Annotated in this window: 6 protein-coding genes; 2 read left to right on the top strand and 4 right to left on the bottom strand. The window is 45.9% G+C overall.

What is annotated here, in order from left to right; all coding sequences use genetic code 11:
• Window positions 1–48 precede the first annotated feature (48 nt).
• Entirely contained in the window at window positions 49–2,406 is a 2,358-nt protein-coding gene (locus KXD93_RS02605) for a glycoside hydrolase family 127 protein (protein ID WP_258135302.1), read from the bottom strand.
• 83 nt (window positions 2,407–2,489) lie between these two features.
• A complete protein-coding gene (locus KXD93_RS02600) occupies window positions 2,490–4,454 on the bottom strand; it encodes a sialate O-acetylesterase (protein WP_258135301.1) in 1,965 nt (654 codons plus the stop codon).
• A 644-nt stretch (window positions 4,455–5,098) separates the two neighbouring features.
• On the opposite strand from KXD93_RS02600, the gene KXD93_RS02595 reads away from it, so the two are divergent.
• Together KXD93_RS02595 and KXD93_RS02590 are read left to right on the top strand one after the other, a co-directional pair.
• Window positions 5,099–9,298, top strand: a complete 4,200-nt coding sequence (locus KXD93_RS02595; RefSeq protein WP_258135300.1) for a hybrid sensor histidine kinase/response regulator transcription factor — start codon at window positions 5,099–5,101, stop codon at window positions 9,296–9,298.
• Between the two features lie 431 nt (window positions 9,299–9,729).
• Window positions 9,730–11,664, top strand: a complete 1,935-nt coding sequence (locus KXD93_RS02590; RefSeq protein WP_258135299.1) for a family 43 glycosylhydrolase — start codon at window positions 9,730–9,732, stop codon at window positions 11,662–11,664.
• Window positions 11,665–11,731: 67 nt separating this feature from the next.
• Here the strand turns inward: KXD93_RS02590 and KXD93_RS02585 are convergent, their stop codons facing one another.
• Window positions 11,732–14,347 (bottom strand): glycoside hydrolase family 3 C-terminal domain-containing protein, encoded by a 2,616-nt coding sequence (locus KXD93_RS02585; protein WP_258135298.1) that lies wholly within the window; start codon window positions 14,345–14,347, stop codon window positions 11,732–11,734.
• Window positions 14,348–14,600: 253 nt separating this feature from the next.
• On the bottom strand, window positions 14,601–16,151 hold the full coding sequence (locus tag KXD93_RS02580; RefSeq protein ID WP_258135297.1) for a SusD/RagB family nutrient-binding outer membrane lipoprotein: 1,551 nt from the start codon (window positions 16,149–16,151) through the stop codon (window positions 14,601–14,603).
• Window positions 16,152–16,158: the final 7 nt, after the last annotated feature.

Genomic DNA, 16,158 nt, shown 5'->3' with positions numbered 1-16,158 from the left:
GCTACCGGCCGTATTACAGGAACTTAAATCAAAAACATACGCGCTTTGCTATTTTTCCTTCCGCAGCAGCCTGATATCAGATACTTCCATAGTCCGGGATCCCTGCACAGCAATAAATTCAACCGTTATAGGGCCATTTTTTATATCCGGAGGTAAAGCATATGCTGCGCTGAACGATTGCTCAGCCCCTTTTGCTGCGGACTCCACATGCGCAATCTTTAATTTGTTCACCAAAATATCAAATGAACAATTCTTACCGGGCGATTGACAGGAGACATACAATATTTTAGCAAACGGTGAAAAACGCATTTGGTAGCTAAAGAAACCTGATGCAGATCGCCAGTGTGTATTATTTAGGAACCCGGTTTTACTGCCGTTCTCCTGTAAGTGGTGATCCGCTTCTGACTGTTGTTCACCCGGTGAAACCGCGTCGATGGTGAGCGGAGCCAATCTGAGATATTTTTCATCAAGCGCGGCAAGTTCCTTTTCCTTTTGGCTGACGCTATCCTTTGTTGTTATGGGCCAATACAGCATATAGCGCGTGTCCTGGACACGGTAGAAAGGTATCAGTTTCAGATTTTTAAACCCTTGCTGGAGGATCAGGTCGCCCGCTTCAAAAGACATTTGCGGGGATACCGATCTTTTAAGGGCGGACGCGGGATTATCCCCTGACCGAATCAATAGCGGGGATCTGGTCAAGGCATACAGTGGCCCATTTGCAATATGGCCCCAGCGGCTATCACCGGCAAACAGGCCGGGCATATTGGCCGTGTCTGTCGGCGCCGCTAAAACGATGGGCCCATGCAAAAACGAGATCCAACCCGAATTATCCGGCAGGGATTCAGTATAAGTCGTCATCGGCAAGGCAATGGTGATGCGATCCCCATTATGCCAGATCCGGTTGATCTCTGCATAGGCTCCTTTAAAATTGATTCCGGATGCGGCCTTATCGTTAATCTTGATTATAAACCCGTTATCGGCTACCCAGTAAGGCTTCCTAATGAATAAGCTGAATTTTTTAGGTGATAAGATATCGAGTGACAAGGTGGTTCCCTCTTCATCAGGAAATTTGTTTCGCTGTATGAGTTTCACTCCTTTTTTTGTCCAATTGAGTACCGAGGGGATAAACAGGTTTACATAAAGGTTGTCATTGTTATGCGTATAGATCAGCTCGCCATATTTCCCGTGGTTTTCCATACCTGTACCTACGCAACACCAAAAGCTCTCACTGGCAGTAGAATAAACCCGGTAGTGTTGTGGATGGACCGGCGTAAAATAAACAAAACCGCCGGTTACCGGTCGTTGTGATGACAGTACGTGATTGTAAAGCAGGCGTTCATAAAAATCGATATATTCAGGTCTGCCTTCATTTAAAAAAAGCATTTTTGACAATTTGAGCATATTATTGCTGTTGCAAGTTTCCGGGCCTTGTTCCGACTCGACCATCGATGAGAAGTTGTCAGTTGGATTGAAGTGTTCCCGGACACTGTTGCCCCCGATTGAGATACTGCGATGCCGAACCACCGTTTGCCAAAAAAAACGGGCAGCAGCATGATAACTGCTGTCGTTACTGAGTTCGGCAATCCGTTCAAACCCTATCACTTTAGGAATCTGGGTATTGGCATGCAGGCCGGTAAGCTGGTCTTCATGTTTTTCCAGGGGATCCAAAATCAGACGATGACAAAACCTTTCCGCGAGCTTCAGGTATTTAAGATTTCCGGTGAATGCGTAAGCGTCTGCAAGCACTTCATCCATGCCGCCCTGTTCCATGTTGAGCATGGTTTGCATTTGTGTATCGCTCAAACCGCTGGTTTCATTAGCCGTCCAGTCGGCAAGCTTCAAAAATTCCTGCCGGGCTTGCTGATCGCCTTCCAGCAAAAAGCAATCGCGTAAACCGGCAAACAGTTTATGCAGGTTATACCATGGCACCCATTTTTTATTGAATTCGCTAAAATCACCCAGTCTAAACAGCGCCCACATATGCAATCCGCCGGGAACGCCGCCTATATACCCGTTTCCGTTATTAACCTGGCAGCGGCCAAGTTCGCTGACCATGTACTCCAGGCGGCGCTTACATTCGGCTGATCCGGTTGCAGCGTACATTTGTGCCAGCGCGGTAAGGTAATGACCTGCCGTATGCCCGTCAAGCCCGGTATTTTCCCAGTTGCCATAGCTCTGTGCTTTAGGTTTCAGGCCTGCTTCACGCAAAAAAGGGGCTAATAACCGGTCGGGTTCCAGCTTAAGCATGTAGTCCAGGTCGGTTTGTTCCGCCGACAGGAACGGGCTTTCCAGCAACCGGACCTGACTAAGATCAAATGTCCGGATTTTATCGGTTTGGCTTAAGGCAGGCATAAAATAGCAGGCTGCGATAACTGTTATTAATATTTTAAAAAGATTGTTCTTCATATATTAGGTTGTGTGAAATTAATATATTTTTTTTACTGCTGCGTGGTGACTGCATAAAAGCAGCCAGCTTCTTCATATATTCATTAAGGTTGATCCGTCCGGAAAGGTGAAGCCGGTAGTCCTTCCCTGTTTATTAAATTAGCGCCTTCCGGGTTATCAGCCCAGGCATACCGGACGTAAGCGGGTCGCTGAACTTCGGGGCTACTGACCGAAACCTTATCGCCTGTAATCCGGGCCACAGCCCGGACAAAACGCTTATCCGGCCCTGCGATCTCAAAACAGGCCGGTGGTTCATCCTGTTTTGTAGCCAATCCGCCTCCAATGTCAGAGAAAGTAAGGACGATGTGGTCGCCATCGATCCGGGCAGAATGGAAAATTGGCCCGGAAGCAATTATTTTACTATCCCCATAGGCAAGCTTTTGCGCCGCAATCGCCAGCCGGTCACCGACATCCTTTTTATCAAGGGGATGAATATCGTTCCATTCGCCGGCATCTATAGTTACCACCAGCCCTGTATGAGGCAACGAAAGTGCCTGCAGTTGCGCCTCCCTGATCCCGGCCCAGGAACTTTCGGATGGTGAATACTGCACGTCGCCAAAATTAGGTAGCTGAACGATCAGAAATGGCAAGTCTTCCCTTTTCCAGCCGGCACGCCAGTTGCTGATCAGTGAGTCCAATAACTGGTGGTAATTGCTGGTGCCTGTATTCGATTCCCCCTGATACCATATAATGCCTTTAACCGGGAAATTCAGCGCCGGGGCCACCATGGTATTGTATAAGCCCGTAGGTTCATTCTGTGACGAAAACGGCGGGCTGCCCGCCATTCCCCGCCTTAAATTAAAAGGAGGGTAAGCCGATCCGACCTGGTAACTCCAATCGCCGCGCAAATCAATCTTTATCTCGCCATCGGTTAGTTCATAACGTTTATCAGGAACAAAACCACCTTTTCCTGCTATGTTGGTGATACGCACCGTAATCAGGTTCTTACCTTCTTTCAACAGACCCGGCGGGACTTCATACCGTCTCGGTGGATACTCATAGGTCGTATTACCCACGAGCCTGCCATTGACATAAGTTTCATCGGCATTGATGATACGGCCCAAAAATAATTTGGCAGGTTTGCCGGCCATTTCGGCGGGGACAGTGATTTCACGCCTGAACCAAACGATGCCATTCAAGTCACGGACGCCCTGGTCTGCCCAATAACCAGGCAGCCAGAACCGGTGCCAGTTTTTTGGCTCGAATGCCGGATCATACCATTTAACCTCGCGGGTCATGCCCTTGTCTTCCAGGGTCACCGGTTGTTTGACAGTGTCGCCGGAACCTGCCGGATGTAATAGATGGGCCATAAAGATCGAATCGTGAAACTGCTTCAATCGCTTGTCATAACCGTCTATTCCCATAATTCCCTCTTCTCCGATCCATGCCTGGATTGGTGTTCCGCCTACGCTTGAATTGATAATCCCAAGGGGGATATGATATTTTGTGTACAGCTTTTTGGCGAAAAAATAAGACACAGCGCCGATATCCAGTATATGTTCGCTTGTCACAGGCACCCATTTACCCGGTGCCAGATCAGCATGTATTTTTTGGACATCTGCCAGGGTGGGAACAAAGAAATACCTGATCGCCGGAAAATTGGCACCGGCAATCTCATCGGGATATTTCTCTTTAACCCGTTCCATTTTTATGGTCATATTCGATTGTCCTGAACAGAACCAGACGTCCCCTATAAGAACGTCGCGCAGGATAATAAGGTTATCACCTTTTACTTCCATTTGGTAAGGCCCTCCTGCATGCATTTCAGGTAAGGTGACAGACCAGTTACTATCGGTTCCCGTATGAGTAATGATTTTTATGCCGTTGAATTTGATACTAACTTTTTCACCTGGCCTGCCCCAACCCCACACCTTGAGTTTAATGTCCCGCTGAAGAACCATACCGTCAGCGATAAGTTGCGGCAAGCGTATATTTGCGCTTGCTTTGGCACATTGAACTAGTATTAAAATCAATATTAAACAGATGATATGTCCATATCGCTTTTTCATATTTTATCAGTTGATCTTTATACTGGCTGTGATTATTTTCATTAAATAGTGGCAAACCGCATTATTAACCTGCAGATATGTTGTTTCTGTAAACTTCATAGCGGATACCCTACAGGACAGCTATACCCTTTGTTCACTGCTATCCGTTGTAAATATATAGGGTGGCGGTTATGATGACCAAACCGGGACACCGAATGGATTTGGTGTTAAAACCGGGAAAATCAGGCGAAAGGTCACCATAACTTTTTAGCCGGAATTGATGCAGGCAAATAGTTGAATTTAAAACAGATTCACAATCAGCTGATATGCAAACAATTAAATATTATACGCTATTGAATATTTAGTTTGCAGTATTGAAAAAGCAACAGCGCTGACGCTTCAATGGGCATCCGTGCCGTGAAACAAGACTGAACATTTGTGGTAAAAATTTGGCTATTTGTTACGATCAAAAAATGGCGGGCACTGCTTTATCGCACGCAGATAGCCCTGTGCTAATTAATCCGGATTCACTCGTCCTTTCAGCAGTCAGGAAAATTCGGACTGACAATACACTTCTATCCGATTGCTTTTTTATATTTGTGTTTACAACCAATCAAAACCAGTTTGATCGCTCGTGCTAAATCGTGTCTTCAAATAACTCACCGATGCAAAAAATCCTGAAAAGATATTTATTCGCATGCCTTTTCTTGTGGCGCCCGCTTGTCAGTACAGCGGCTGACGGCAACATCAATTTCACAAATATTACAGTAAAGGAAGGCCTGCCCTCAAATGCGGTATCTGCGATCATCAAAGATAAATTTGGATTAATGTGGTTTGGCACAAGCAATGGCCTCTGTAAATTCGATGGTACCAATTTTGTCATTTACAGACATGTTCCGGGGAAAGCCAATACCTTGCCTGGAAATGAAGTGTTGTGTCTTTACGAAGACGGCAGCGGCAGGATATGGATAGGAACCGGAGCCGGCGGCCTGAGTTATTATGACAGAATGAAGGATGAAATCATTCCTTACAAGGGCAACGGAACCTGGCCGGAACTACCACATGTTTCACCCAGGGCGATTATGCAGGATCACCTGGGAAATTTATGGGTCGGCACCTATGGCGATTTACGAACCATTGACCTGCGATCCGGAAAAATAACCGCTGTTCATTTGAGCGGGTCTGTTAAAGACGATGAAAAAACGAAAGACGGAAATACTTTTGTGGCGCTTTCTTTACTGGAGGATAACAAAAGCCGGATATGGATAGGGACAAACAGGGGACTTTATAGATATGACCTGCGTGTTGGTAAAATGACCAGGTTTATCAATGATCCGCACATTCAGGGTAGTTTATCCGATAACGTTGTTAAATCGCTGCTTAAAGACAGGAATGGCGACATATGGGCTGCGACATTTGGCGGCTTAAACAGGCTATTGCCCGATGACCGCTTTGAAATTTTCAGGCATAAAACCGATGCTCCCGGTTCTTTGAGCAGCGATGCATTATTTGCAATACAAATGGATGCCGATGGCAAACTTTGGATCGGAACAGAAAATGGTATCGATATTATGGATCTGCCTTCAAAATCCTTTCGCATTCTTCAACCAGATCCAAGGAATGTCTTCAGTCTTAAAGATCGGTCTATCCGTAGTATTTTCATTGACCCAAAGGGTATTTACTGGATCGGGACGTTTGGGGGCGGGTTGGCCAAATACGACAAAAACCTGCCCTTGTTCAACCTGAAACACAGTGACCCGTTTGACCGTTCAGGTTTAGGATCTTCGTTTGTTGATGCTTTTGCCGAATATGATAAAAACTCGATCTTCGTCGCAACCGACGGAGGCGGGATACAGCTTTTTAACAGACAATCGGGTTTATTCACGAATTTAGCTATAAAAAGCAGGTTGCGCAGTCCCAGGTCCGGATTAACGGTATGGCCACTGTATATGGATCATGCAAGGGCTTTATGGGCAGGCACCTACCATGACGGACTTTTTCGAATTGATCCCCGTTCAGGAAATTACGAGCAATTCGTAGCGGATAAAGTTCCGGGTGCCCTGAACAGCAATGACATCACTTCGATTATGGAAGATGAACATGCTAAAATTTGGATAGGTACGCTGGGCGGCGGCGTGAGCATTTATGATCCCCTTAGCCACCGGTTCACACCATTTGCACAGGAATTCCGGCAGCGTTTGCCGCTAAACGACTTCATTAGTTGTATCGCAAAATCGCCATCCGGAAAAATTTGGATAGCTTCTTCAGGTACGGGGATGGCGGTCTTTGACCCGGCAACGCGGCGCATCAAACACTACACGAAGGCGCAGAATAAATTGCCGGACGACGTGGTAGGCAACTTATTTTTTGACAGTGACGGTGTTCTATGGCTTTCAACTCAATCGGGAATGTGCTGCCTTGATGAAAAGACACAACGGGTGACCACCTACACTGAAAAAGACGGACTGGCGGACGGCATGGTTAAAAGCATCGTGGAAGACAAGTCAGGGTTGCTTTGGATAAGCACAGCGCATGGGATCAGTTCATTCGATAAACACACTGGAAGATTTCAAAATTTTGATAGCGAAAATGGCGCTCAGCAAGGAGATTTCATAACTGGCGCCAGCTTGAGACGCTCAAATGGTGAGATTTATTTCGGGGGCAGGGATGGTTTTAACTATTTTAACCCGGCCAATGTGCAGCATCAATCCGGTTCAGGACCGGTTTTGTTAACAGATCTAAAAGTAAGTAACGAGTCGGTTGTGCCCGGTGAAGATGCCCCGATAAAGGAACAAATAGCTGTCGCCAAAGAAATAAACCTGAAATATGGTTTAAATTTTTCGGTCAGCTATGTGGCGGTAAATTTTACTACGCCATTTCAGAACCAGTACGCCTATAAACTTGTCGGATTCGACAAAGACTGGAATTATGTCCACAAAGGCAAAACTGCCAATTATACAAATATCGACCCTGGCACCTACACTTTTGAAGTTAAAACCAGTAACGATGGGGAGCACTGGACCACTCCAGCCACTTCGATTAAGATCAGGGTCCTGCCGCCATTCTGGCGTACAGGATACGCCTACGCGCTTTATATTTTTATGGCCGGGTCGATTTTATATTTATTAAGAAGACGAGGTATTCAAAAGATCAGGCATGAATTCGAGGTTCAGCGGGAAAAATCGGAGTTCAGGCAATTGTTGGAGCGGGAACGCCGGGAAGCTGAACAGTTGCATGAGTTAGACCTCTTGAAAATCAAATTTTTAACTGACCTCAGCCATGAGTTCAGAACGCCAATATCACTGATAATGGCGCCTGTCGACAAATTGCTCCGGCGGCGATTAGCAGACGAAGAACTTGAAGACATCCGAATGATCAACAGGAATGCCCGACGCTTGCTGAACATGGTCAACCAGCTCCTTGATTTCCGCAAGATGGAAGAACAGGAACTCCACCTGAACCTGACCTTGGGAGAGATCATCAGTTTTATCGGGGAGGCAGGCGATTCATTTAGAGATGTTGCCGGTAAAAAACAAATTTCATTCACTATAAAGGCGCACTGCCCATTTTGGTGGGCCAATTTCGATCATAATAAACTGGAAAGGATCATTTTCAATTTATTATCCAATGCTTTTAAATTTACGCCTGCGGGTGGAGAAGTAAAATTGACCATGGAAATGATCGAGATTCCGGACGCTGATTCACATCTGATCATTACGGTTAGCGATACCGGCGTAGGTATTCCCGAAAAGGATCTCGCAAGAATATTTGACCGGTTTTTTCAGCACCAGACAGACACCATACTTAACCAGGGTACAGGTATCGGATTATCCATCACAAAAGAATTTATTGAGATGCATGGAGGTAACATGCGTGTAGAAAGCCAGGTGGGGGTTGGTACCCGTTTTATTGTTGATCTGCCATTGCCAACTTATAACGGGGATGTATCTGCTCATATCCCAGCGAATGATTACTTAGCCGGAAGTGCCGCGGTTACAACGGAACAGTTTATGCACGCAGTCCGGGAAGAAGATCAACTGCTGTTGAATGGTGACCAAAACGAAACTCACAAAACGAACACCACTATTTTACTGGTGGAAGATAATGAGGAATTCCGTACTTATTTGGCCCGGCACCTCCGGAAATATTACCAGATAGTTGAGGCCGCAGACGGTAAGCAGGGCTGGCAAAAAACCCTGAATGCCCACCCCCAGCTTGTTGTCAGCGATATCAATATGCCCGTAATGACCGGTATAGAATTAAGCAAGAAAATAAAAGAAGATAAACGCACTTGTCACATACCTGTGATCTTACTGACAGCAATGGCTGGCGAAGATGAGCAATTGAAAGGTTTGAAATCAGGTGCCAGCGACTATCTTTCAAAACCGTTTAATTTTCAGATACTGAATACAAGGATAGGAAATCTGCTGAACCTTAATAAGAATGTAAAAGATACCTATTCAAAGCAAATCCAGTTAGAAGGAAATGATATTGTGACAGCATCAGGTAATTTAAAATTGCTGAATTCCATTCTCAAATATATCGAAGATAAATTAAGTGACCCTAACATGTCTGTAGAGGACCTGAGCAAACACGTAGGCATGAGCAGAGGTTCCCTTTACTACAAATTAATTGAGCTTACCGGTCTGTCGCCAATAGAATATATCCGTACGGTAAAATTAGAGAAAGCGGCCACGCTGATGGAAAGAAGCGAACTCAATGTCACACAAATCGCTTACATGACAGGTTTTGGGACCCCCAGTTACTTCACACGTATGTTCAAAAACAAATATGGCATCGTTCCGTCCGAATATTTAAATGCTAAGCGGACGCCACCCAAACCAGTTATTTACCCGGCCGTTTGATAGTATGATGAATAATGCCTGATATTCAATTTATCAAAGTTAGCTTTTACAAAAGCACGTCGTGAACCGGTAAAGGAGCCTAAACGAAAGGTCATCCTTTACACCCGGATAAGCAAAAGGATTGAATAATTTGCCGCAACTTAAACATTTGTGATACCATTTTGGCGAAATGGATTAATTCATCCAAACCTAGCCATGTACTTTCGCTTACCAGTTATGTTATCGTAAATTATAGGTGTCGTCGTTCGGTCACGCTGTTTACAGCATCCTGAAAATAAAAGCATTTGTGCCTGATCTCCAGGTAGTTTTAATGGCCTGGCAACCCGCTAAGACTGGATTGGATCAGCGTTAACAATAATTATAATCTTTAGCCTGACTTTACGAATAATTCCGATATGCAATATTTCCGATTACCTCTTCTACTATTTGTCGTGCTGTTATCTGCCCCGATCTGTATTTACGCGCAGACCAAACCAACAGTTGACTCCTCTTCTTTTTATCAAACGGTGCAGACCTACGTTAATCCCGTATTGCCCGGAGATCACCCCGACCCCACTTTATTGCAGGTAGGTAAAGATTTTTATCACTGCGGATCCAGCTTTCATTTTAATCCTTATCTGCCGGTTTATCATTCTACTGATCTGGTCCATTGGAAGATTATCGGACGGGTACTGGCGCCGGCAAAAGCAGACTGGGTAACAGATCGTCCTTCAGCCGGAATCTGGCAGGGGGCTATTACTTATTTTTACGGGTCTTATTGGATCTATTTTTCCGCCAACGGTCAATGGTTTTCCAGGGCCAGCTCTCCGGCAGGACCGTGGTCTGCACCCGTACATCTGAAAACCGACCTGGAAACCGGGAACCCCGGCTATGATAACTCCATTTTTGTGGACGACGACAGTAAGCCTTATATGCTGATTAAGAACGGCCAGAAAGCTAACCGCCTTCACGAGCTCGGGCGGGACGGACAACTGACAGGCCATCTAATCAATTTAGACTGGGTGAATGCCCATTTGCAATACAGCTGGGCAGAAGGTCCGGTCATGTGCAAGCGGAACGATGTCTACTATTACTTTCCGGCCGGTGACGTTACAGGTGGTCAATATGTCTTGAAAAGCAGCGCCTTAACCGGAGATTCAACTAAATGGCAAAGGCTGGGCAATTTTTTTAAACCCGTTACCGATCCCCATGCCGGTTTCAGGCATCCTAACCATATATCGGCTCCTGTTCAGTTAAGTGATGGTACATGGTGGACGCTGGGCCAAAGCTATGAAAAATATGATGGGGATGACTGGTCAGGCATGGGCCGTCAAACTTCTCTTTACCCTGTGATCTGGGAGGGCGACAGGCCATGGGGAATGGCCCCTGCGTCGCAGCCGATTGTTAAGCCGGACCTGCCACAGTCCGGCATTTTATGGAGGAGCGTAACGACAGATTATTTTGCCGGCGAAGCACCGGGCTTGTGCTGGCATTTCCTGACGAAAGCTTCATCCTGTAAATATTCGCTGACCGCCAGAAAGGGATGGATCAGGCTAAGCCCGGATTCAGTGCGCACGCATATCGTTCAAAAAGAAACCGATCATTTTTATACAGTGATTACAAGGGTAGATTTAGCTGCTGCAGATAAGAGCGCAAAAGCGGGAATATACCTTAGCAACGGAGGTCAAACTGTCATCGGGCGTTTGTATACCGGTTATAGTGATGGAAGGAAGATCGTTTTACAATTGGATACCGCGATAAGAACCTTAACCAATCCTTTTGGCCGGACAGTCTGGTTAAAACTGGTTAGGAATGGCCATCAGCTCAGTGGCTATTTTAGCGGTGACAAAAAGGCCTGGACAACACTTGGCGCCCCTGTAAGCGCAATAAAACTGGATAAGGCGCAGCCCAATTATAATTCATGGGTGGGCACCAGCATCGGTCTTTTTGCCGAAGGCAAGCCCGCTGACTTTGATTGCTTCATTTGTAAAGACGGGCGGTCTGTTTTACCGGCAGTAGGTTACAGCAATTATTTTGGAACGGCCGCTGTTAGCATGGGCAACGAAAAAGCCGTAACCAATACTTCCGGGAAAGGTGGGTGGTTTATGATATCAGGTGTGGAAACAGGCAGAATTTCGCCTCTATCAGTTGCCCTTACCTGCCGGATAACAGCCAGGACAAAAATCGAGATATGGCTGGATGATCTGCAAAAAGGCCGTTTAATCGCCACATTAAACCTGGACGCATCGGGTAGCAGGCAATGGCAGGTTTTTAGCAAGACAATTAAAGGCGTTACCGGACAACATGACGTTTTTGTCCGTTTCATTCCCGGGACTGCACAAAGTGCGTATATCAAAAGCATTCAATTCGGTGATCATATTATTTAAGCATATATTTTAGCAAGCCTGAAAAGAAAGAAGTATCTCTTACAAATCATTTTATAACTGTTCAATTTCACAATATTGTAACTGTCTGTTGTACAATATTGCCTGAGGTATTGTTTTTTTCGTCTGGCTGGGAACCACCGGCGCTGACCGTCATTTTACCTTTTAATGCCACCTGCCCTCCATTAACATTGGTGACAGTCAAGTCATCCCGGGAAAGATTGAAGTTTATGATTCGCCGCTCCCCGGCTTTAAGAAATAAACGTGTAAAGCCCTTCAGTGCCTTTAACGGAACTTTAATCCGCTGATTTTCATGTTTAACATATATTTGAACCACTTCATCGCCTGCCATTGGTCCTGTATTGGTGATCCTCAAGCTTATAGGTATTGCCTTACCGGGCTTAACAACCGTCGGCATAACCAGGTGATCATATTTAAAAGTGGTATAGCTTAACCCATAGCCAAAACCGTATAAGGGCGTACCCTTAAAGTAACGATAAGTCCTATTATTCATAGAATAGTCGGTAAAATCGGGCAGATCGTCATCGCTTTTGTAAAAAGTAACGGGAAGCCGGCCAGCCGGATTGTAATCACCGAAAAGCACATCGGCCACAGCTGTTCCGGCCGCCTGTCCACCGTACCAGGCGTTTACAATGGCCGGAATATGTTCAGCCTCCCACGGGATAGCCAGAGCGCTGCCAGTCATTATGACAAAAACAACCGGTTTACCGGTTGCCTGTAATGTTTTCAGTAGGCTAGTTTGTGCGGATGGTAATTGGATCGAGGTTCTATCGCCACCTTTGAAGCCGGGATAATTAACCTGCATTTCTTCACCTTCAAGTTGTGGAGAAATGCCGCCAACGTAAATGATCGCATCCGCATCCTTAATGCGGCTGACTAATGCGGCCTCATCGGTTTTTTGATAGTTGCCGGCGCTTAGCCTGATGTTCGCCTTGCCGTCACCCTGCCAAAATTCCAGGCAAATTTGATAAGTTTTACCGGGGGCAGTGTCCAAATGATATTGCTGAGCTCCCCAACGGTTTTTTGTCCAGGCATTCAAAACTTCCTTACCATTGATCAGAAGCCGGTAGCCGTCATCACCCTCAACTTCAAATGTTACCGCTTTTTCGCCATGAGCCGAAAAAGTGGTACTGTACCTGGCCGAAAAGTCTCTTGCCTTGATGGTGCCTGCAACTTCCTCGTCTTCCTGCCAGACATGGGCTACCGTATCCTCATATCTTACCACCGGTTCGCCCTTTAGGTCGCGGTTGTTAAAATATTCCGCCCGGAAGCCCTGATGGCCACCTGTATGATATTGTTGCGCAACGTTGGCATAAACAAGCATCGTATCGTTCGTAAAATTAACCGCTTTTTCATATGACACTGCTGCATTAGGTAGTTTTTGCCTGATACCCTGAAAAACCGTTGTTACCGCAGACGGTATACCATTGTAATTTCCTAAAATGGCAATCGGGTTGTCCGCATTGGGTCCTAATACAACTACCTTCTTAATGGATTTACTTAAGGGTAAGGTTTGACCGGCATTTTTAAGTAATACAATCGCTTGCCGGGCCATTTTAAGTGCAAGTTCCCGGTGCGCCGGGCTTTCTAAGGTCGAAGCCGGCGTCTGCGCGTATTTTACCATTTTCGGCGGATCAAACATACCCAGCCTGAAGCGGGTCATAAATAAACGCCTTACAGAAACATCAATTTGCGTTTCAGCTATCCTGCCATCTTTTACAGCAGCAACCAACGACTTAAAGGCATCGGTACCGCATTCCACATCGGTACCGTGCAATACCGCGTCTGCAGAGGCATCTTCCGCATTGGCGTGGGTTTTATGGTTTTTAAAAAAATCATCGATCCCCCAACAATCCGAGGTCACATAGCCGGAGAAATTCCATTGGTTACGCAAAATATTCACCATGAGCAGATCACTTCCACAGCAGGGTTGCCTTTTAAAGGCATTGTAAGCGCACATTACCCCGGCCACCTTTGCATCGACCACCAGTTTTTTAAATGCCGGCAAATAAGTGTCCCACAGATCATAATCACTAACATCGGCATTAAAGATATGGCGTGATGGCTCAGGGCCGCTGTGCACGGCGTAATGTTTGGCGCAAGCGGCCGCCTTCAAATATTTAGGGTCATCGCCCTGAAGTCCTTTTACAAAGGCACTGCCCATAGCGGCGGTCAAAAAAGGGTCCTCCCCATAGGTTTCTTGCCCCCTGCCCCAGCGCGGGTCCCGAAAAATGTTGATATTCGGCGTCCAGTAGGTCAAGCCCATATATCTTTCCCCGGCCCGGCCCATTTGCAAAGCTTTGTTGTGTACGGCCCGGCCCTCCAGTGCAGCATAATCCGCCATTTGATTTAAGGATCCCTGATCAAATGTAGCCGCCATGGCTATGGCCTGTGGGTACACTGTTACTTTAAACGGGGTTCTGGCTACACCATGTAACACTTCGTTCCACCAATCATATGCCGGAATACCGAGCCTTGGAATCGCTGGCGAGGAATTAAGCATTTGGCTTACCTTTTCTTCCAGTGTCATCCGTTTTACCAGGTCATTCACCCTAATATTAAAATCAAGTTTATAATCCTGATACGGGTATTGCGGTGTTTGAGCAGCAGCAATTAAAGGCATTATGATCGCTGCCAGGGCACAAATTCTTGAAGGTATTTTCATCTTAAGTTAATAAGCTATTTAAAATCAACCTCTTGCAATCGCATGTTGAATGGAGCCGAGTACGCGTCTCCCGTATTTCCCGTGCCTAACAACAATAAGGGAATTAATTGTTTAAAGTAATTATCAATTCCTAATCAGAGAAAATTATTCACAAAGGTTGCGCAACTCTTATTGAAAAAATGCCGGCCAACTATAGCCAGCATTTTTATTATTGATCCTGTCAGCAAGTACCGGTTTCTCTTCATCATCGATGTTACTTATCCCAGAAAATCCGGGTATCCATACTGTCCGTCCCGCCGATGCTTGCCACTGCGGCCTGGTAATTTGTCAGGTTCGCGGAAAGCTCAAGTGTTGGGTAAACGTATCGGCGCACAAACCCGCCTGTTATATTTTGCCCCGCAATGGTGTTAGGCGATAAGGCGGGGAAACCGCTTCTTCTGAAGTTCGCCCATGCCTCGGCGCCATTACCCCACGATGCAATCCAGTATTGCGTATTGATAAGTTTTAAGGCATTTGCCGCGCTATAAGCGTTAACAGGATTATTGATAAAGGCATTTTCAGTGGATAAGGGAATTACGGCAGAAGAACTGTAAGAGGCCCATTGATCCATTGCTGCCCGGATCCCGTTTGCATAGTAAACATCCGGCGTATTTCCCCCGGTTAACCATCCCCTGAACGCAGCTTCTGCCAGCAGTAATTGTGTTTGTGCACAGGTAACAAAAAACTGAGGCGCGGTTAAATTACCCAGAAAGCTATAATTCACCTGCGAGTAATTGTAGCCTGAGCCATTCGCTCCCCGGTAACCAGGAGCAGTTGCCAGCGTGGCGCTGCTGTAGCCAATCGGCAGGCCAAACTGGTCAGATGACAGTGTATCCGGCACACCGCTTGTTGCGGCAGCCGGGTTGGGGTATATAGCTGATATATACTTCAGCCGCGGATCGCCTGAATTTTTTAATTGGTTTACAAAAGGCTCCGCCAAATAATAAGTGTTGGTAAGTGTAGAAAGATTTTGACTAACAGGGTTAACGAAAGTCACATTATATTTTAAAAAGCAGTTATCAGCATTCGAGGTCATCACGCCGCCTGCAAACGCAGCCTGTACAATGCTTTGCGCCTTGGTTGCATCGTATTTTGAATAGCGCATGCCAATGCGTAATAACAAGGAATATCCCAGTTTTTTCCATTGGGCTATGTTACCACCATAAAATACATCTGCCGTAACAATGTCCTTTGCAGGATCAAGCCCTGCAGTAGCGCTTGTTAATTCATTTACAAGATCTGTGTAAATAGCTACCTGGTGATCGTACTTTGGCGTAAGTATGTTACCGAGGTAAGCCTGGGCTGCTTCGCTATAGGGCACATCGCCATAGGTATCAACCAGCGTCATAAATTGATATGCCTTCAAAATCCGGGCTTCGTTATATAAATTTGTCCTGGCGGCATTGCCCTTCACCTGGCTCAATATCTGAACCAATAATTGAACAGGCCCGGCAGAAGTTGTCGCCCCTGTATTCGTACCCGTAAATTCGGCATTCCACCGTTGTGCAGTGTATGTTTGGTTTACCTGGTTAAAATTAAACGCGGAAGTTATCCCGGTAAATGGATTGATGAATTGTTGTACAACTGTTGGTTCTGTTTCCATAATGGCCGCATACGTGCTAAACTCTGCATTAGTAAATAAAAATGCGGCGTCAAGTTTCGTAGGGTTGTTTGGATTGATATTCAAGCTATCAAATCCTTTGTTGCAGCTGCTGACTAATGTAATGCAGATTACTGAAACTAAAATAAGGGTTATATTTTTCATATTTTAT

The sequence above is a fragment of the Mucilaginibacter phenanthrenivorans genome, from assembly GCF_024721155.1.
GTDB lineage: Bacteria > Bacteroidota > Bacteroidia > Sphingobacteriales > Sphingobacteriaceae > Mucilaginibacter > Mucilaginibacter phenanthrenivorans.
This window is presented reverse-complemented; position numbering and strand designations above follow the sequence as displayed.

Excerpts from the sequence above, each read along its gene's own strand:
- KXD93_RS02580 (WP_258135297.1), bottom strand. The coding sequence starts at position 16,151 with ATGAAAAATATAACCCTTATTTTAGTTTCAGTAATCTGCATTACATTA.
- KXD93_RS02585 (WP_258135298.1), bottom strand. The coding sequence starts at position 14,347 with ATGAAAATACCTTCAAGAATTTGTGCCCTGGCAGCGATCATAATGCCT.
- KXD93_RS02600 (WP_258135301.1), bottom strand. The coding sequence starts at position 4,454 with ATGAAAAAGCGATATGGACATATCATCTGTTTAATATTGATTTTAATA.
- KXD93_RS02605 (WP_258135302.1), bottom strand. The coding sequence starts at position 2,406 with ATGAAGAACAATCTTTTTAAAATATTAATAACAGTTATCGCAGCCTGC.
- KXD93_RS02595 (WP_258135300.1), top strand. The coding sequence starts at position 5,099 with ATGCAAAAAATCCTGAAAAGATATTTATTCGCATGCCTTTTCTTGTGG.